The organism is Mycobacterium sp. GA-1285, assembly GCF_001499905.1.
In the GTDB taxonomy this organism is placed as follows: domain Bacteria; phylum Actinomycetota; class Actinomycetes; order Mycobacteriales; family Mycobacteriaceae; genus Mycobacterium.
Window position 1 is genome coordinate 21,729 of record NZ_LQIS01000003.1, and the last position, 18,293, is coordinate 40,021.

General features: G+C 67.0%; 15 protein-coding genes. 5 read left to right on the forward strand and 10 right to left on the reverse strand.

Translation table 11 applies throughout. From position 1 onward, the window contains the following. Positions 1 to 37 precede the first annotated feature (37 nt). Positions 38 to 211 (forward strand): CsbD family protein, encoded by a 174-nt coding sequence (locus AU193_RS02900; RefSeq protein ID WP_064420855.1) that lies wholly within the window; start codon positions 38 to 40, stop codon positions 209 to 211. Between the two features lie 36 nt (positions 212 to 247). Here AU193_RS02900 and AU193_RS02905 read toward each other — a convergent pair whose 3' ends face one another. From AU193_RS02905 to AU193_RS02935, 7 genes are all read right to left on the reverse strand, one after another. Then, positions 248 to 1,489: a cytochrome P450 gene (locus AU193_RS02905; protein WP_064420856.1), complete on the reverse strand. Its 1,242-nt coding sequence runs from the start codon at positions 1,487 to 1,489 to the stop codon at positions 248 to 250. Further along, positions 1,486 to 2,427: an alpha/beta fold hydrolase gene (locus tag AU193_RS02910; protein ID WP_064420857.1), complete on the reverse strand. Its 942-nt coding sequence runs from the start codon at positions 2,425 to 2,427 to the stop codon at positions 1,486 to 1,488. The genes AU193_RS02905 and AU193_RS02910 overlap by 4 nt, the downstream gene beginning before the upstream one ends. A 290-nt stretch (positions 2,428 to 2,717) precedes the next feature. Then, a complete protein-coding gene (locus AU193_RS02915) occupies positions 2,718 to 3,428 on the reverse strand; it encodes a M15 family metallopeptidase (RefSeq protein WP_064420858.1) in 711 nt (236 codons plus the stop codon). A 51-nt stretch (positions 3,429 to 3,479) separates the two neighbouring features. Further along, positions 3,480 to 5,489, reverse strand: coding sequence for an FAD-dependent oxidoreductase (locus tag AU193_RS02920; protein ID WP_082682812.1), 2,010 nt, complete (start codon positions 5,487 to 5,489; stop codon positions 3,480 to 3,482). Positions 5,490 to 5,527: 38 nt separating this feature from the next. After that, positions 5,528 to 8,719, reverse strand: coding sequence for an adenylate/guanylate cyclase domain-containing protein (locus AU193_RS02925; protein ID WP_064420860.1), 3,192 nt, complete (start codon positions 8,717 to 8,719; stop codon positions 5,528 to 5,530). Beyond that, on the reverse strand, positions 8,716 to 9,288 hold the full coding sequence (locus AU193_RS02930) for a hypothetical protein (RefSeq protein WP_064420861.1): 573 nt from the start codon (positions 9,286 to 9,288) through the stop codon (positions 8,716 to 8,718). Before AU193_RS02930 ends, AU193_RS02925 begins: the two co-directional genes overlap by 4 nt. Continuing rightward, positions 9,288 to 10,682 (reverse strand): hypothetical protein, encoded by a 1,395-nt coding sequence (locus tag AU193_RS02935; RefSeq protein WP_064420862.1) that lies wholly within the window; start codon positions 10,680 to 10,682, stop codon positions 9,288 to 9,290. Before AU193_RS02935 ends, AU193_RS02930 begins: the two co-directional genes overlap by 1 nt. A gap of 85 nt (positions 10,683 to 10,767) precedes the next feature. On the opposite strand from AU193_RS02935, the gene AU193_RS02940 reads away from it, so the two are divergent. Further along, positions 10,768 to 11,403, forward strand: a complete 636-nt coding sequence (locus AU193_RS02940) for a hypothetical protein (protein ID WP_064420863.1) — start codon at positions 10,768 to 10,770, stop codon at positions 11,401 to 11,403. Next, positions 11,400 to 12,452, forward strand: coding sequence for a polyprenyl synthetase family protein (locus AU193_RS02945; RefSeq protein WP_064420953.1), 1,053 nt, complete (start codon positions 11,400 to 11,402; stop codon positions 12,450 to 12,452). The genes AU193_RS02940 and AU193_RS02945 overlap by 4 nt, the downstream gene beginning before the upstream one ends. A gap of 23 nt (positions 12,453 to 12,475) precedes the next feature. On the opposite strand, the gene AU193_RS02950 is transcribed toward AU193_RS02945, so the two are convergent. Together AU193_RS02950 and AU193_RS02955 are read right to left on the reverse strand one after the other, a co-directional pair. Further along, positions 12,476 to 13,627, reverse strand: coding sequence for a hypothetical protein (locus AU193_RS02950; RefSeq protein ID WP_064420864.1), 1,152 nt, complete (start codon positions 13,625 to 13,627; stop codon positions 12,476 to 12,478). A 346-nt stretch (positions 13,628 to 13,973) separates the two neighbouring features. Beyond that, on the reverse strand, positions 13,974 to 14,693 hold the full coding sequence (locus AU193_RS02955; RefSeq protein WP_253867583.1) for an N-acetylmuramoyl-L-alanine amidase: 720 nt from the start codon (positions 14,691 to 14,693) through the stop codon (positions 13,974 to 13,976). Positions 14,694 to 14,824: 131 nt separating this feature from the next. Here AU193_RS02955 and AU193_RS02960 point away from each other — a divergent pair, with 131 nt between their 5' ends. After that, positions 14,825 to 15,682 (forward strand): SDR family NAD(P)-dependent oxidoreductase, encoded by an 858-nt coding sequence (locus AU193_RS02960; protein WP_064420865.1) that lies wholly within the window; start codon positions 14,825 to 14,827, stop codon positions 15,680 to 15,682. On the opposite strand, the gene AU193_RS02965 is transcribed toward AU193_RS02960, so the two are convergent. Beyond that, positions 15,679 to 16,767 carry a Zn-dependent alcohol dehydrogenase gene (locus AU193_RS02965; RefSeq protein WP_064420866.1) on the reverse strand — a complete coding sequence of 363 codons (1,089 nt, stop codon included), beginning with the start codon at positions 16,765 to 16,767 and terminating at the stop codon, positions 15,679 to 15,681. The genes AU193_RS02960 and AU193_RS02965 overlap by 4 nt on opposite strands. Before the next feature lie 49 nt (positions 16,768 to 16,816). On the opposite strand from AU193_RS02965, the gene AU193_RS02970 reads away from it, so the two are divergent. Continuing rightward, on the forward strand, positions 16,817 to 18,280 hold the full coding sequence (locus tag AU193_RS02970; protein ID WP_064420867.1) for an aldehyde dehydrogenase family protein: 1,464 nt from the start codon (positions 16,817 to 16,819) through the stop codon (positions 18,278 to 18,280). Positions 18,281 to 18,293 lie beyond the last annotated feature (13 nt).

The window sequence follows — 18,293 nt, forward strand, 5'->3', positions numbered from 1 at the left end:
GTATCCGAGCGGGAAGGAGAGTCCGAGGAGGAACATCGTGAGCGCAGCGGACAAAGCACGGAACAAGGTCGACAACCTTGCAGGCAAGGCGAAGGAGGCGCTCGGCAACCTGACCGGTGACCCGCTCACCCGCGACGAGGGCCGCAGCGATCAGGCGAAAGCCAACTTCAAAGACGCCGGCGAGAAAATCAAGGACGCTTTCAAGAAGTAAGCACCCCGGTTCAGTCGTAGATGATCGGGTGAAAGCCTACTGGGTCGTGTGGTAGTCGACCTGCCAGTGCTTGATGCCGTTGATCATGGGCGAGCGCAACCGTTCCGGCGTGCCGACGGCTTCCAGATCCGGTAGGTGGTCGGCGATTGCGTTGAACATCAGGTCGACCGTCATCCTCGCAAGGTTGGCGCCGATGCAGTAGTGCGCACCGGTACCGCCGAAAGCCAAGTGCGGATTGGGGCTTCGCAGAATGTCGAAGGTGAACGGATCATCGAAGACGTCCTCGTCGAAGTTCGCCGACCGGTAGAACAGCACCAACCGCTGGCCCCTCTTGATCGGCACGCCGGACAATTCGGTGTCGGCGATCGCGGTGCGCTGGAACGCGGTGATCGGCGTCGCCCACCGGATGATCTCGTCGGCGGCGGTTTTCGGCCGATCCCGTTTGAACAACTCCCACTGGTCGGGGAAGTCGGTGAAGGCCATCATGCCCTGGGTGATGGAGTTGCGGCTGGTCTCGTTACCGGCGATCGCGAGCGTGACGACGAACATGCCGAATTCGGCGTCGCTGAGCTGCCCGTCGGCGTCGGCGTCGATCAGCGTGGTGACGATGTCGTCACCCGGATCGGTGGCTTTGCGCTGCGCGAGTTGCATGGCATACCACATCAATTCGGCCGCCGAACCGAGCGCGTCGTACTCGGCGAACTCGGGATCGTCGTCGCCGATCATGCGGTTGGACCAGTCGAAGAGTCTCTCGCGGTCTTCGAGCGGAACACCGAGCAGCCCGGCGATGGCCTGCAGCGGTAGCTCGCGGGCGACTTGCAGGACGAAGTCGCCGGAGCCGGCTTCAGCGGCCTGCGCGGCGATGCGTTGGGCGCGATTGCTCAGTTCCTCGCGCAGTCGCTCGACGGCGCGGGGCGTGAAACCGCGCGCGACGATTCTGCGTAGGCGAGCGTGCTCCGGGTCGTCCATCATGATCATCGACGCCCGGCCCGCCTCGACCTGGCCTCCGCCGCCGGCCACCTTGTAGCGCGGCACCACGGATTTGGCCGCTGAGGAGAAGACGTCGGTACGCAGCGAGACCTCCCGGACGTCGCGATGTTTGGTAACCACCCAGTAGCCCCCGTCGCCGAAGCCGCCCACGTCGGGTGGCTGCTCGTTCCACCAGATCGGCGCGCAGCGACGCAGTTCGGCGAACTCCTCGACCGGAAGCCGGTGCGCGTAGATGTCGGGGTCGGTGAAGTCGAATCCTGCGGGCAGGCTCGGTGAAGTGGCGTTCATGGCGTGGAGTCCAGCTGGGATCGCAGATAACCGAGCACCTCGTCCGCGGTGGCGAAGCCGCCGAGGTGGCTTTCCTGGTGCCGCAGAACGAGTTCCGCGTTCGGCAACAGGTCGATGGCGGCCTCCGCGCACCGTAGCGGCACGATGTTGTCGGCATCGCCGTGCCACCACCGCACCGGTGCGCTGACGTCGCTGAGCCGAAAACGCCAGTCGCGACCGAAGAGTCGGGCGTCGTCGACGATCGCCTGGAAGCGACCTTTGGAGATCAGGACGAGGTCGTCGATGAACATGCCCTCCATCTCGGGATCCTTGAGCACTCGCCGGTCGCCCTCGGGCACCACGCCGGCGTAGGCCTGGCAGGCGTAGTGCGCGAGGGGTAACACCGGCAGCAGCAACAGGTGAACCGTCTCGGCGATCGGCCGGCGAAGCCCGTGCAGAAGTGGTGCGAAGCGGCGGGCCAGGTCGATGGCGCCCGTAGCGAGGGCATCGGGTCCGACCGACGGGACGACGCCCCCGAGCACCGCCACCGCGACGACTCGGCTGGCAAGCGGCGGCACGGCGGCGCAGGCAAGGGCGTAGGGACCGCCACCGGACAGGCCCACGACGGCGAGGCGTTGGGCGCCGAGGGCGTCGGCGACGTGCGTCATGTCCGCCGCCCAGTCCGCCACGGACTCGTAGGGGTGCGGGTCGGAGAGGCCGGTTCCCGGACGGCCGACGACGATCACGCGCAGATTGAGCTTCTCGGCGGCGCGGCGCCCGAGGAGTGGGAACTGGCGACGGCCGCCGGGTGTCCCGTGGAACCACAGCACCGGGTCACCGGCCGGGGCTCCGAACTCCGCAAAACCGAGGCGGCGTCCGTCGCGCAGATAGAAGCGTCCCTCGGCGCGGGGCTTCTCGACCCGAGGGACTCGAACCGGGTGGCGTACCAGGTTGACCATTCCGACTGAATCGTAAACACGCCCAGCGGGCGTCCGGCCGGAAACGAACTATTCGGAAACCGGCGGAGGAGTCTCCTCTGGGCAGGCGAGATCAGTTGGCTGACAGGGCGGATCCGGATCGGTCTCGTGATGGTATGGGTAGTCGCAGTTCAATTCCCAGGGGAATGGCATACGCTCTCCATCGGCGTGGGCAACAGCCCATGACGCTACGCAGCGGTTAGCAGTGCCGGGTAACTATCCGGTATGGAATGCGTTGCGAATACAGAACATGCATTCTTCTGTGCCTGATGTCATTGCGGCCGTTCGAAGTGCTGGTAGTCCTTCGGGTTCTGCCAATCACCGCCCCACGTCCAACCGCGGTCGGTGAAAATCCGCACCGCTGGATCGCCGTCGTGCAGCAGGCCCGGGTCGATGCGGTTGCGGTCGAGATAGGGGCCGGCGTTGGCGGGCTGGAGGTCGCCCGCGTCGTCGATGTACGGGTTGAGAAGGGGATTGATGTCGATGGCCCGGCCGTACGCGTGGTGGGACCAGTTGCCGGACCCGGGGATGTCGCGGCAGTTGAACGCCGAAGTGTTGTTGTCGCGCATGGACAATTCGTCTTCGGCCCCCGGGTAATGGTCGGGAGTCTGCATCTTCTCGATCGGATAGCGCGCTTGGCGGAGCTCCTCGAAGATCGCGATGACCTCGGCCACCAGGTCCTCGTGCACGACCAACTCGCCGCGGTGCGTCTGGAGATCCATTCCGAGATAGTCGATCTCGACCCGTCGCAACCGCTCCGGCCCCAGCGGGCAACCGGGTCGCCAACTTTCACCGAGTTCGGCTGCGGTGACGGGAAGGACTTGGGCAGGGGGCGGCGTGGTCGTCGGCGCCGGAGGAGGAGGTGCGGCGGTGGTCGGTGGTGCAGTGGTCGTGCTCGGTGGCGGGGTGGATGCAGCCGGTGGTGGTGGGGAACCGCACTGCACGAGCAGCGTGCACGCCGCTGCGATCGCAACGACGACCATCCGACGACGACAGCGGGCCACGGCCGGATCGTACTGTGTCCGGCAACGTGGTCAGGGCAGATAGAAGCCGCGGATTCGGTAGAAGCGGCCGCGGCCCAGCAGGGCATTGGCGGCCTGCAACCCGGACATGACCGCGGCCTCGATGCACCCGGCGTTCATGCCGCAGTCGGTCCAGTCTCCCGCCAGTACGAGGTTGTCGTAGCCGCCCTCGTCGGGGCGCAGCCGGTACTTGTCCGAGCCCGGCACCGATTGCACGTAGCGGTCGGACGGATCGATGTTGACGCTGACATGCTGGGTGGCCAACGCGTCGCGTCCGCGATGCCCGTCGACGCCGCAGAGCAAGTGCCACGCGAAGCCGTCGGCGGTTGTCGCACCGGGCAGATACAGCCCGACATCGTGGTCGAGATATTGGACGGCGGCGGCGTGCACGGCGTCGCGGCTGCGGCGGACGTAGTCGTCATGGGGTTCGTCGGCCGGCCACGCCGCGTCGAAGGCGCCGCAGAAGTAGGCGACGGTGCCCGGTCGATCGTCGGCCGGCCAACCCTCCGCCCACAACGTCTGCGGCATCGAGGCCCACGTGTCGAACGGAGGCACGTAGGCACTGGTCGTCACCCCCGGGCGGGGCCAGCCCAAGGCCGGTTCGTCCGGTCGCAGCCAGATCTGGAACGCCTGAGTCGCGACTGTCCGCACGTGGTGGGTCATCGCCCGCCACTCGGGCTGATCGTCGATGAGCTCTGCGGCGACCAGTTCCACCATGCTCAGCGACACCGCGAGCACGACATGATCGAAATCGATTCCACGCCGCAGTGTTCGCTGCTCGACGTCGCAGCGGTCGCCGAAATGCGATTCGAGCGTGTGCATTCCGGGGCGACCCCGAACCTGCTCGGCGAGCGGTTCGCTCGGGAAGACGGGCAGCCCACCCATCCGCACCAATGGCTGGTACTCGTCGACGCCGTCGGCCAGTGCGAGTTGGCGGCCCATACCGACGGCCTCGATGTGTCGGCGTTCCGCGTCCAGGTGCAGGCTGTCGACACGGTGGAAGAACTCGAACCGGACACCGCGCCTGTGCAGCACCTGATAGATGGGCGCGATCACGATCTCGCCCATCCCCGCGGTCATCTTCCAGAAGATCGCTCCTTTGTATTCGAAAAGCACCAGGCCCGTGAGGAATACGGCAAGCCCGGCCGCGAACGCGGGTCGCTGCGGATCGCCATTGGCATACCCGAAGACCAGATCGTAGAGACCGCGGATCAACGGGAACTCCAGGACATCGGGATGAGCGCCGTGACGCAGGATCCACTGTCCGAAGTCCTCGTCGTTGATGGCGCGGAAACCGCGCGGGTCGGTCACGAGGTTGTCGACGACGAGCCCGCGAACCACCGCCACCACGAGCGAGACCAGCAGCCATGACCGTCGGTGATCGGGTCGATGTTCGCAGTCGAGGGTCTCGCCGACGGCGGCGACGGCAGCGTCGAGCGGCGCCGCCGATGACTGCGGGTTGGTCGCGGCGATCAGCGCCGCCAGCGCCGCGCGCTGCACCGATTCGATGGCGGTTTCGGCCGACGGCGGGTGCGGGGATGGCGACAGCACCAGACCGACCGGCTCGGTGTCGCGCAGTGAGCGGGTGAAGTCGACAAGCAGCTGCGCGGCCCGACGCAGGAAGCCGACGGCGGTGATCTCGCGTCCGGCCGACTCCGGCTCGCCCGGCAGCTCGTCGTTGCGGGTGAACGTGCCCAGCCAGGTCAGCCAGTCGTCACCCCACCGGTCCGCCAGCCCGAGGTTGTCGGCGGGAATCAACGCCTGGTCCCAGGTGTGGATCGGAGCCGCGGGATCCGTTGTGGCGCGGTCGAGTTCGGTATAGCACTCGCGAAGCAGTCCGAAGGCGTTCTCGTAGGAGCCCAGCCAAATGTGCAGCCCGTGTTCCTCGATGCGGCCGTGAGGTCCGCGGCTGGAGGCGGCCTTACCGCCCAGTCGCCAACCGCGCTGGTAGACGGTGATCGAGTCGAACCGGTCTTGCCAGCCGGGCTCGCTGAGCCGCCAGGCCGCGCTGAGCCCGGCCATGCCGCCGCCGAGGACGGCGACCTTGCCTCCGGGCCGTTTCACGCCAGCAGGGCGCGTGCCCGGGTCAGCTCGGGCCAGGTGCTGTCCGGCGGAAACCGCCCGACGGCATTGGCGAGGAGCTCGCGCTCCGAGTCACCGCCCAGCTGGTGAAGATCGGCGGCGGTGCGCAATTCGAAGATGGCCGCGCCTTGACTGCGCGCCAGCGCTAAAGCTTCCCGCAGGGAGCGGTCGCGGGCGTCGGTATCGACTTCGGTGTGCGCCCGCAACCGGGAAAGCTCGGCATCGTAGAAGTGCACGTCCGTTTCGGCTGCCAGCTGCAGCGCCGCGTCGAGCCGCGTGCGGGCTTCGCCGGTCCTGCCCGCCGCGAACAGGAGCCTCGCCACGATGCTGTCGTAGAAGGTGAGAAACATTCGTACTTCGGCTGCGCGCCAGGCTTCGACGAGCATAGTCATGGTGCCGATGTGCGTTTCCAAAGCGGCAGGCTCGACATCGTCGGCGGCCAGTGCCCGCAACCCGTCGACGGTGCACTGCTGGGTCGCGGCGATGAGCGCGAACGCGTCGAACCCATACCGTTCGGCGTCGGCCGCCAATGCGGCGACGGTCGTTGCGGCCCGGCCGAGGTCGCCGGCTTCGATGTACATCCACGCTTGGTAGCTTCGCGCGTAGGCGGCGCTGTACGGGCCCTGCGGGAAACCGAGGTGTTCGACGCGGCGAGCGGTGCGGTCGAATTCTGCTTGCGCACCCGCGGAGTCGCCCATCACCAGCCGGGCAGCAGCCAGGTGCGTGTAAATCGACGCCAGGGGCTCGTTGGGAGTGAACCAGTGCGCCTCGTCCTCTCCGGCGCCGACGTCGGTGCGCGCCGCCACCGATTCCAAACCTTCTCTCGCTGCGACGAATTGGCCTCGGTACCACGCCAGCATCGCGAACCCTGCATCGTTGTTCACCAGGAACCATGCGACGTTTCCCGCCTGGCCGGCGCGAACGGTGGTGAGCACTTGCTCGGCACGTTTGAGGTCCGCGCGGGTGGCGAAATAGCCGTACAGCGCCGTCATCGTGGTCAGGAACTCCTCGGTGAGTTCGGTGCCCACCAGTTGCAGGCAGCGTTCGAAATCGATGGCTGCCAAGGCGCTGGAGGTGCCCTCGACCGCCGACGCGAGAAAGCCTCGGCGGAGCCGGATCTCGACTTCCCGCCGGTCGCGGTGGCTGCCCGGCGCCATGCGCTCGACCCGTGTGATCGCCTCGTTGAGGAAGCCGAGGGATTCTCCGAGGGCCCCGCGTCGCCGAGCGTCGGAAGCGGCCTGCTGGTACGCCGTCGCCCCGTCGTCGAATCGATGTGCCTCGTCGTAATGCCGTGCGGCAAGCCGCCAGTCGGGCTTCGCGTCGGCAGATCCGGCATCCAGGGCCGCGGCGATCCGGCCGTGCAAAGCCCGCCGGACGCTCGGCGGGGACAACTCGTAGGCGACCTCGCGGAGCAGTTCGTGGCGGAAACGGAAGGTGTCGGCGCTCGTCCGTTCGATGACGCGGGCGTCCTCGAGGGCGCCGAGGACGTCGTCGACGTCGGCTTCGGGTAGGTCCGTCGCCGACAGCAGCAGTTGGCGGTCGAACTCCCTGCCGATGGTGGCGGCGGCCTCCACGACGGGCACGGTGTTACGCGTCGCGCGCAACCTCGACAACAACGACTCGTACAGCGCATCGGGGACATGCCCGTCATGGGCTGCCGTCAGCGGCACGCGGTCGAGCGCCGTGACGACCTCCTCGATGTACAGCGGCACCCCGTCGCATCGCTGCCGCACGGATCTGCGGACATCGGTGGACAGTTCGGGGGCGAGCGCGACGATCAATGCGTCGGTGTCGTCGTCGGTCAGGGGATTGAGGTCGAAGATCTTGACGTCACCGGGCAGCTTGGTCGCATCCCGCGCAGTGATCACCACGAGGATGCGGCCGAGCCGGGCGTTCAAGAACCTATCGACCACATCCACCGTCGACGGGTCGAACCAGTGCAGGTCTTCGATCACCAGAAGCGCCGAATCCCGGCCGACGCAGGCGATGAGGTAGTCGTGAATGGTCTCGGCGATGTCCTCGTACAGCTTGCCGCCTTCGGCTTCGGCTGCTTGATAACCCGCCTCGGCGGAGATTCCCAGCACCGGCGCCAGCCGCGGCACCGTGGTCGTCGGATCCCGCCCGAGGTCGGTGATCTCCTTCTCGAGCAGGCGTAGTCGTTCGCTTTGGGCGGTGAGGCGGGTTATGCCACAACGGCGCTCGAGTAGATCTCGAATGGGGTGAAGGCCCGCGGTGGTGTGGAACGGTGAGCCGAAGACCGTGAGGGCTGTGGCCCCGGACTGCTCGGCGAGGTCGACGGCCGCCTGCGCGAGGCGGCTCTTGCCGATGCCGGCCTCACCCACGAACGCGACCGCCGTCTCGAGGGTCCCCGCTTGCGCACGCGCCCAACATTTCTCGAGGTAGGTCAGCTCGTCGAGACGCCCGACCAACGGGCCCAAGGCAATTCGGGTCGGTGTAGCCCGCTCGCCGAGCACCTCGTGGTGAGCAACCGGTTCCTCCACGCCCTTCACGGGTTGTGGCGGCCGCGATGCGAGGTCGAAGGTGTCGCGGATCAGTGGTTCGACGGCATCGCTGACCACGACGGTGCCCGGCGGCGCGATGCTGGACACTCTCGCGGTGAGGTTCGCGGCGAATCCGTAGACGTCGTCTTGGCCGGTGTCGAGATACACCAGACCGCGGTGCACGCCGACGCGGACACTGACATCGACGCCGAAGCGCTCGCGGGCCTGCGCGCTGAGCCGGGCCACGTCGCGGGTGATCTCCAGCCCGGCCTGCACCGCCCGGCGGACGTCGTTCTCGTGGGCTTGGGGATAGCCGAAGACCACGAGCAGGCCATCGCCTTTCGTCGACCCGATGTGGCCCTCGTAGCGGTCGACGATGCGCTGCACCTGATCGCGGTACTTGCCGACGATGATGCGGTACGCCTCTGGCTCGATGCGGGTCGAGAGCACGGTGGAGTCGACGAGGTCGCAGAACAGCAGCGTCAGCCGGCGTAGTTCGCCGCCGGTCGCCGGCGCCGCCAGGAGGTCTTCGGCGTCGGGATTTCTGCGGTCGACGGCCAGCACCCGCTCGGCCAACGAGGTCGCGGTCGCCCGGTCACCGCGGTTGATGGCTTGCACCGCTCGATCAAGCAACTCATCGACCGCTCGCCGGTGATCGCGTTCGGTCACAGCTCGATGAACACCTTTACGATCTGGTCGCCCTTGCCGTCCGGATATCCCACCCGAACGTCGCCGAAGTAGACCGATCCGGGCAGTCCGGTGGCGTCGACCTTGATCTGGAAGGTCACTTCGGTGGGTCCCAGGACGCCGAGCGGCCTCAGTTGCGAATCCCTCCCGGCGCTGGGCAGAAATGTGATCCGATCGTTCGGTATGGAGTGGTAGCCGTTGGACAGAGGTGTCGCCAAAGCGAGTTGACGCTGCAGTTCGACGCGGATGGTCGGGAACTTCTGCGAGTGCACGGTGCGCTTGGCCGGCGTGGGCGCGGCGGCGCTCGAAGAACTCGCGGCGCCGCTCGCAGCGCTCGCGGATCCGCAGCCACAGTCACCGATCGGTGCACAGGTCTTCTGTGACGACCAGCAGTTGAGCGCAGCGGTGGTGAAGGCGAGGCTGCCTTTGATCGCGACATCCGTGAGTTGTCGGATCGTGGCCGTGCAGTCGTGTGGTAGGGGGCGTTGCGGGTGGGGCTCGCCGACGTCGATGCGACCGGCTGGCCCGCGGACGGTGTGGCTGCAATTCATCAGTGCCCCTTGTGTTGTGGGCTCTCGCCGAGCATCAGGCCGAAGATTCGCCAGGGGTCGGTCGCCATCCGGGCGGATACTTTGGCGCCGAACTCGGCCATCTCCGTCGGATCGAAACCGCATTGGGCCCAGTGGTTCACCAGTTCGGCGTATTCGGTCGAGACCTCGGTGACGCAGCTGGCCCACAGGTCGACGGCCTCGGCGACGGCGGGAGGGAAGGACTGTTGGCACCCGCACGGCGCCGGCGCGGCCGCCGAGGCGCAGACCGTCGGATCGATCGGCTTGGCCGGCTTGCCGGTGGGAACGGATACCTTCCAACCGACGAGGCCCGGCGGCGGGTTCAGTGCGCAGTCGACGAGCATGTGCTCGCCGATCGCGGCGTATCCGCCGATGAGGGCGAACATGAGGGTGGCGAGCGGCGGTACGCCGGCGAACTTCACCTCCTTCAGGGTGGTGATGCGGACGCCGCGCTCTTCCTTCTCGAAGCTGATGTAGCCGCGGTCGAGGACAGTGAACCCGTCGTCGGTGGTGTTGGCGCGGCCGTCGTCGATGTCGTAGTTGACGAACGCGCCATCATCCTTCTCGCCCTTCCAGTACTTGATCGCCGTCCTGATGCGGTAGCCCGGGACGACGCCGCACAACGTGCTGATGCTTTCCAGCACCCTGCTCCAGCCGTAGCTGTCCGGCGTTTTCGGGATGGGCTTCATGTCGCAGAAGAACGGGCAGCAGTTGTCCCAGTTGAGTGGGTCGACCACCTTCTTCACTTTGTCGACGGTCAACCCGTCGCGGAAATATCTGACCTTCAAGACGGCGTACTCGCCGCACGCGTCGCGCCGGATGCCGTACTTGTACGACGCGCTGCGCACATACAGAAGGAGCTCTTCGCTGACCAGTCCCTCGTTTGCTGCCCTTTCAATGACCTCGAGGAAACTCTCCTGACCTTGAAGGTCGCCGCCGAACAAATCCAGCAGCGCCTGGCCACCGGAGTCAGATTCGAGCCCAGTTGGGCCCGGAACGGCCACCGACAATGCGTTCGCAAACAGCTCGCGCTCCTCCTCGGCGCGACCGGTCAACTGCCAGTGAGCGCCGATGACGTAGAGGAGCCGGGCCATCTCGACGGGCTCGATGCCGACGTCCTCCTGCACCTCGGTGTCACTGCGCATCTCGCCGAACTCACGTAAGGCGGCTGTGCGCGAGGGAAATTCGGTCTGATCAGGATCCACCGAAAGTTCGCGAACGAAGCGTCGGATATCACCGAACCAGCCCTGACGACCCGGGCCGGTGGTTCCCGGCAGGAACGCCTCGACTGTCTCGGTGACGTTGGGGTCGTCAAGGGCAACGACGGCGTCGTCGAGGGCACCGTAGAGCGCGAGCACGGAGTGAAGGGTGGCCATTCGCGTCTCCTCCCCCCAGGGGTGGGCTTAGCATACCGTGGCATCGCCTCATCAGCAGGCTATTGCCGGGGAGGTAAAACGGCTTATGACCCGCACGTTTGGCGAGGAGGGGAGCCTTGGAGACCTTCCGTGGGCGTCGGTGTTCGACCCCGCCGCCAATGCCCGCGCACTGAGCGCGATCCAAGCGGAGGGATTCCGGGCGGCCAGCCAGCTCGTCGACCGGTTCGTGCGCCTTACCCGGTCGGATGGTGACTCCACCATGACGGCGGATCGAGCGCCGAGTTCACCGGACCTCGAGCAGCTCACCCGCGCGTGGTGGTCGATGGTGGGGCAGTTTCTGCTCGGTGGCGGCCGGGCTCGCGAGACGGAACTCGACCTGTCCGGTCCGGGAGGGCAGCAGGGCGTTGTCCTGGAGTCGACGATACCCGGACGTGCCGAGACGGTGGTGTGGTTGCACAATCGCACCGACGAAGATTTCGGGCGAATCCGGTTGCGGTGCAGCGATCTTCTCGCGCGAAGCGGCTCGGTGATCAGCTCACACGAGTTGGTCTTGGACCCGGAGGTGCTGGAGATGCCGCCGCGATCTAGCCGAGGAATCGCTGTGGCACTTGAGGTTTCGGACTCAACGCAACCGGGCGTGTACCGGGGAACCCTGCTCGTCGACGCCGACGACAGCCTGTGGCTTCCGGTGGCGCTCACGATGCGAGCGCCGACGTCATGACCAGCACGGCCGATCGGGCCGACCTGGTGGCGTCGGTCGACGAGCGATTGCGCGAGGTGGCGCGCACGGTGCGGCGCGCGATGTTGGACGCGTTGCCGGACGGGGAGCCGGGCCGTTGGCTCTATGCGCCGATGCGCGAGTATCCGTCCCGACCCGGTAAGGCGTTGCGCCCAGCACTGTGTCTGGCCGCCAGCCGGGCGTTCGGTGCCGAATCAGACGACGCGCTCGGTGTCGCCGTCGCGATCGAGTTGCTGCACAACGCTTTTCTCGTGCACGACGACATCGCCGACGGCAGTGAGATGCGTCGTGGGAGGCCGACGTTGGCGGCGAGCTACGGGATCGCGGCGGCGCTCAACGCAGGCGACGGACTGGCCGTCGTGGCGGGACAGGTGCTGCGGCGTGCCACCCGCCGCCTGGACCGCAACCTGGCCGACCTGGTGTGGGCCGAGTTCGACACGATGGCGATGCGCACGCTCGAGGGCCAGGCGCTCGAAGTGGGTTGGCAAGCCGACCACGACGAGGATCTGGGCCCCTCGGACTATCTCGAGCTGATCATGCACAAGACGTGTTGGTACACCACGATCCACCCGTTGCGCGTTGGCGCGATCGTCGGTTCCCGGGGCACCGCGGAGCTTGCCCCGCTGGTGCGCTTCGGCTTTCACTTCGGCGCGGCGTTTCAGATCCGTGACGACCTGCTCAACCTCATCGGCGACGAACGGTTGTACGGCAAGGAGATCCTCGGCGACCTGTACGAGGGCAAGCGGACGCTGACGCTGATGCATCTGCTGTCCACGGTGCAGGGAGCGGATAGGGAGTTCGTCCGGAAGTATCTGCGGTTGCGGCGTTCTGAGCGGTCGCGGGAGGTTGTGCTGCGGATCCGCGCCCTGATGGACGAGTACGGCAGCATCGACTTCACCGGGCAGTACGCGGAAGGCATCCTCCTCGTCGCCGAGGAGTATTTCGAGGAGGCGTTCGCCGGTGCCCGACCCGGTCCGGATCTGGACTTCCTGCGTGCGCTGGTGCCCTACGTGTGGTCGAGGTGGCGGTAGGGGCTCCGGTACCGCCACCGCCGCTAGTTGTAGTCCGTGCTCCCCTCGACCGGATGGGTGGTGCTGACCAGCTTCGCGAAGCAGTGGTCACGGTCGCGCCCGGCGTTCCTGCACCACGCCAAGGCGCCCTCGGAGGTCGGGAAGGAAGGTCCCACAATGGACACCCAGAAGTTCGAATCGGAGAACGTCGACCAGTCTCCGGACCACAGGAGCCGGACACCGGGGTAGGTCTGTCGAAGTTGTTGGTGCTCGGCCAGGATCGCCGACTGGGTCCACGTGCGTCCTTCGGCGACCAATCCCACCCATTTGGAACTCACCTGCGGCACCCAGCTGTCGGCGAGGTCGGCGAGCACGAGCGGCTTGTCGCTCGCGGCAATCGCGCGCAGTTGGTTCCCGCTCGTGGTCTCGACATCGGGCTGCGGAGCCGGGTACGTCGGCGGCGCCGGGCGTGCCGCGGGGCGGCTGGTGCTCTCGATGATGTTGGCCATCAACGACGGCACGGTCGTCGAGCCGCCGATCTGAGTCTCGTAGGTCATGGCGCCCTGCACCTCCGCGTACATCGTGACCCGGTCCTTCTCCACGAAGTTGGCGACCATGTCCGCGTCATAAGCCGTGACGAGGGTGTTCTGGTCGAAGTCGTAGACGTTCGTCATCGGCGCGGGCCCGGTGTCCGCGCGGAACGACGTCGCACCCGTCGCGGAGTCGAACTGCGTTATCACGCCGTAGACGACGATCTTTCGGCGGGCCCAAGCGTCGGGATCCTTCGCCATGAGGGCGAATTCACGCGCAGTCAGCGAGTCGTAGGTTGACCGGTCCAAGCGTGTGGTGTCCGGTGCGGGCCGGGGCGCGGTTGGCTCTTGCGGCACAGAGGGCACCGGCGCGCTCGGAGCACTTGCGACGACGGAGGGTGCCGGGCTCGATGGGGTCGTCTCGTCGGGATCGGATCCCTTGAGCTGGAGACCGACCAGGACGCCGACCGCCAGCACCAGAACTGCGATGCCTCCGGAAAGTGAGGCGGCGACGACGGGATTCCGCCTGCCGCGCCGAGGATCTGAGTCGTCATAACCGTCGGGCCACGGAACGGCCGGCTGTTGGTGGTCGTAGTACGGGTTGGGGTAGACCATCGTGGTGTCCTTATGCTCGGGGACCGCCTTCACATAGCGGCGCGACGTCATGTCAGGCCGTGCCCGTGTTTGGTTACGACACGGCGGAGACGGTCGCGTCGAGGTTGCTGCGGCGAATGGTGGGCGCCGCTTCTCAGGCGTGCATCGTTTGGCTATGCATTTGTGCTTGATTGGGGAAACTTCGACGATCAGCCCGTTTCAGGTTCCTCTGAGGTAAACGGTACGGAGATACCCCGGCGGAGGAATCAGGGATTTCCCTATCATTAGTTTGCTGTAAGAGGGTATGTCGGTTTTTCGCGGAAGACAGCTGCGGTTCGTACCTCATGCGTCACAGAGGTAACGCGAGATGCGGTAGAGCTCGGTCGCAGACGCCGCCATCCCGTCCAGCGTCACCGGTTCAGCGAAGGCCCGATTCGATATCGGCGACCGCTTCGGATGCCTCAGTACCGCAGATCGTGTGGAGGTCGACCGTTCCGGCGGCCAGGAGACCGTCGACGCGGTTCTTGAGGTCACCGTCGGCGACGTGGGCGTAGAGGTTGGCGCCCGGACATGAAGTGTCGTGGCTGGCGTCGCGGTGCCCGGCGAGGGTATCGGTGGGGATGTCGAATCGCTGTGCGGCCCAGGCGAATGCGAGCGCCGCCCCGTTGAGCTGTTGCTCGGTGATCTGTTCTTCGTCGAAGTTGCCTTCGCAGACGACGAGGAAGTGGCCCGTGGGGTCATAGCTGGTGGCGGTGTCGCCGACGAGTTCGGGCTTGCGCAGTTCGTAGATGTTGCCGTTGCGGTCGACGCTGAGGTGGTAGGCGATGTCGATCCAGCCGTGCGTGTCCTGGTGGTAGTGCTGATGCTGGCGCAGGCGGGCGGGGGCGTTGGCGTTGTCGCCGAGGGTGACCGCGGTGTGGTGGATCGTCATGCGGACGGGGGTGTGGGGTGTCCCGCCGGGCCGGGGCGGCTGCGCGCCCCATGCGTCGCGACACAACACCGCGTGGGGCGGGGGAGCCGCCTTGGCCGATGGATGCACGCAGATACCGGCGGCGACGGCCGCCAGTCCGGCCAGTTGCAGGAGCCGTCGGCGGTTGAGTGCGACGCCGTCGTCGGCTCGGACCGTGAACCCGTTCATGTAGTCACCATACGGAGAGGCGGGACGCGTACCTCGCTAATCGATGCGGCGGGCAACATGCATGGCCCAGAAAGCGGGAGCGGTGATGCCCACGCGATTCGGCAGACGTCTTCCGGGGCATTCCGCACTTCATGGACCCAACGGCGAAGGTGATCGACAAACTCGTGAATCCAGCACGAGCGGTTGATCTTGACCGCCTCCGCGACAGGGTCTCTGGGGCCACGGTATTGGTCACGGGCGCCTCGTTCGGCATCGGTGAAGCCACCGCGTACAAACTGGCGGCGGCAGGAGCGACGGTGCTCTTGGCAGCGCGCTCGGGGGACAAGCTCGACGAGATCGCGCAGGACGTCAGAGCTGACGGCGGACAGGCGATCGGCTACCCGGCTGACTTGAGCGACCCGATCGCCGTGAGCACGTTGACGACACGCCTCCTCGACGAGCACGGCCCGCCGGACATCATCGTGAGCAATGCCGGCAAGTCCATCCGGCGAGCGTTGCATGACCAGTACGAGCGGCCGCACGACTTCGATCGCACCATCGGCATCAACTACCTCGGCCCGGTCCGGCTTCTGTTGGGACTGCTTCCTGCGATGCGAGAGCGTGGCTCCGGACACGTCGTCAACGTCTCGAGCGTCGCGGTCCGCGTACCGCCCGGTCCACGGTGGGGCGTGTATCAGGCGTCGAAGAGCGCGTTCGACATGTGGCTTCGCAGCGTCGCACCCGAGTTACACGCCGACGGCGTGGACGTCACGTCGATCTACCTCGGGCTGATCGACACCCGGATGTCCGCGCCGACGGAAAGCCTGCGCAACGCACCAACCCTGTCCGCCGATGAAGCCGCCGATATCGTCGTCAAGGCGATCGTCGAACGGCCGCGGACGGTGGCGCCGTGGTGGCTGTGGCCGGCCGAAGTCGCGACGGTGTTGCTGCGGAGGCCCGTGGAACGGGTGACGCAGGCCTGGTGGCGGCGCACCCGCAGCACCGACTAGCCGGAGCCGAAGCACACCAACCGGCGCGCTCCACGGCCGGAAGCCATGTCGGTGAAGGCTGATTCGACGTCGTCGAGATCGATGCGCCGCGTCACCAATGCATTGAGGTCAAGCCGGCCGCGCAGTGCCAAGTCCGCGAGAACCGGGATGTCGCGCACCGGATCACTGGCACCATAGACGCTGCCCCGCATCGTCTTGCCGTCCGCCATCAGTGACAGCGCGGGAAACGTCACCGAGTCGTCGACCCCGGCCGCGCCCACCAGTGTGACCGTCCCGCCGCGACGGGTCGCGTCGTACGCCGTGCGGTACGTCGTGGCCTTACCGACGACCTCAATTCCGTGATCCACGCCGACGCCCCCGGTGAGCTCTCGAACTGCGGTCACGAGATCGTCGAGACTCGCGTCCACCACGTCGGTTGCGCCATTGGCAATCGCGGCGGGAAGCTGACCCTTCACCATGTCTGCGGCGATGATGCGCGCGGCACCGGCGAGTCGTGCTCCTTGGATTGCGGCCAACCCCACACCGCCGCAACCGATGACGAGCACACTGTCGCCCGGCCGAACGGCCGCCGTGTGCATCACCGCCCCCACGCCTGTCGTCACCGCGCAGCCTAGTAGGGCCGCTAAGTCCAGCGGCATCGACGGATTCACCGCCACAACGGCGTCGGCGGGTACCAGCGTCTGCTCGGCAAGCGTTCCCGCTCCCATCGACGGCCACACCGCACCGTCGGCGCCGAAAGCATATGGTTCTCCGAAGGCATGTTCAAGTCCGCGGGGGCACAGGTGTGAATCACCGCGCAGGCAGTCCAGACAGCGTCGGCACGGCACGTTCCAGGTGAGGACGACATGGTCGCCGGGTCGCACGGTTGAGACATCGGCGCCCACCTCGGTCACGATCCCCGCGCCCTCATGGCCGAGGGTGCAGGGCAGCAGCGCGGGCATGCCACCGTCGCGCACCGACAGGTCGGTGTGGCATACGCCGCTGGCCACGAGGTCAACCTTGACGTCGTGGCGTCCCACCGCGCGCAGCGTCAGCTCTTCGACCGCGGATGGTCGCCCGACCTCACGCAGTACGACCGCCTTCATACGGACTTACGATGGCGACACCACATCACGCGGTCAAGGGGGACCTGGGATGACGACAACAACCCTGCCGACACTCACCATCGACGGCGAGGCGCATCCCGGTGCGGCGGGAACTTACCCCGTTCATAATCCGGCCAGGCCGAAGGATGTCGTCGGCGAGGCCCCCGCGGCCGATGACGCTCAGCTTGACCGTGCGGTGACCGCGGCTCGCAAGGCCGTGCCTGGCTGGCGCGCGCTGGACGTCGCCGAGCGGGCGGCGAGGGTCGCCGCCGCGGCGACGACGGCCGCGGAGCAACTCAAAGAGAATGACGGCGCACGGCTGTACACCTGCGAGCACGGCAAGGTGCTCTCGGAGGCAGGCTTCGAGATCGACACCGCACCGATGCTTGCGGCGGTGCTGGGACCGATGGCGGAGGTTGCTCTCGCGCCTGAGCAGATCGACCCGCAGGCGCCCTATCCCCGGGTGCATCGAGAGCCCTATGGCGTTGCGGCACTTGTTATTCCGTTCAATTGGCCACTCGCGGTGATGATGACGAAGCTGACATCGGCGCTGACCGCCGGAAACACCGCGGTCGTGAAGTTGCCACCGACGGTTCCGCTGGCGGCGCTACGGTTCGGCGGGGCGTTCGCGGCGGCACTGCCGCCCGGTGTGGTCAATGTGCTCTCGGCGCCCGGAGTCGAGCTGGCGCAGGCGCTGGTCGCGCATTCGGGTATCGACATCATCTCGTTGACCGGTGGCCCGGCGACCGGGCGCGCGGTGATGGCTGCCGCCGCGCCGCGGCTTACACCGCTCCTTCTGGAGCTGGGCGGAAACGACGCAGCCATCGTCGCCCCCGATTTGACGATCAGCGAAGGGCTCGTCGAGCAGCTGACCACTGCGACATACACCACCGGTGGCCAGGTGTGCATGGCGATCAAGCGCCTCTTCGTCCCACGGGAGCGGGTGCACGAGTTCGCGGAGGCCATCCTGGCGCGGTGCGGGCGCGAGGTCATCGGCGACGGCTTGGCCGACGAGGTGACGCTGGGACCGTTGCACACCGCAGCCGGGCGCGACAGGGTGACCGCGCTCATCGAAGCCGCCGCGGCTCAAGGCGCGACCGTCAGCACCGCGGGCCGGCTCCGTGATGAGGACGCCGACGCGGGCGGGTATTTCGTGCTTCCCACAGTGGTCACCGACGTGGCGCCGAACGCCGCGCTCGCGACCGAGGAGCAGTTCGGTCCGGTGCTGCCGATCTTCGGCTACGACGACGTCGACGAGGCCGTCGAAGCGGCTAACGCGACCGAGTTCGGACTGACCGCATCGGTGTGGACCGGTGATGACGCCTTGGCCGACAGGGTCACGGCTGAACTCGTCGCGGGAACCGTCAGCGTCAACTGTCATGGCATGGCGGCACAGGACCCGCGCGTACCGTTCGGCGGCGTCGGGCAATCGGGCCTGGGCCGTGAGCTCGGCGTCGACGGGATCCGGGCGTTCACTCAGCCCCGAGCCTTCATCCGCCAGCCGGCGCCGTAATAGCGTGTTTTTA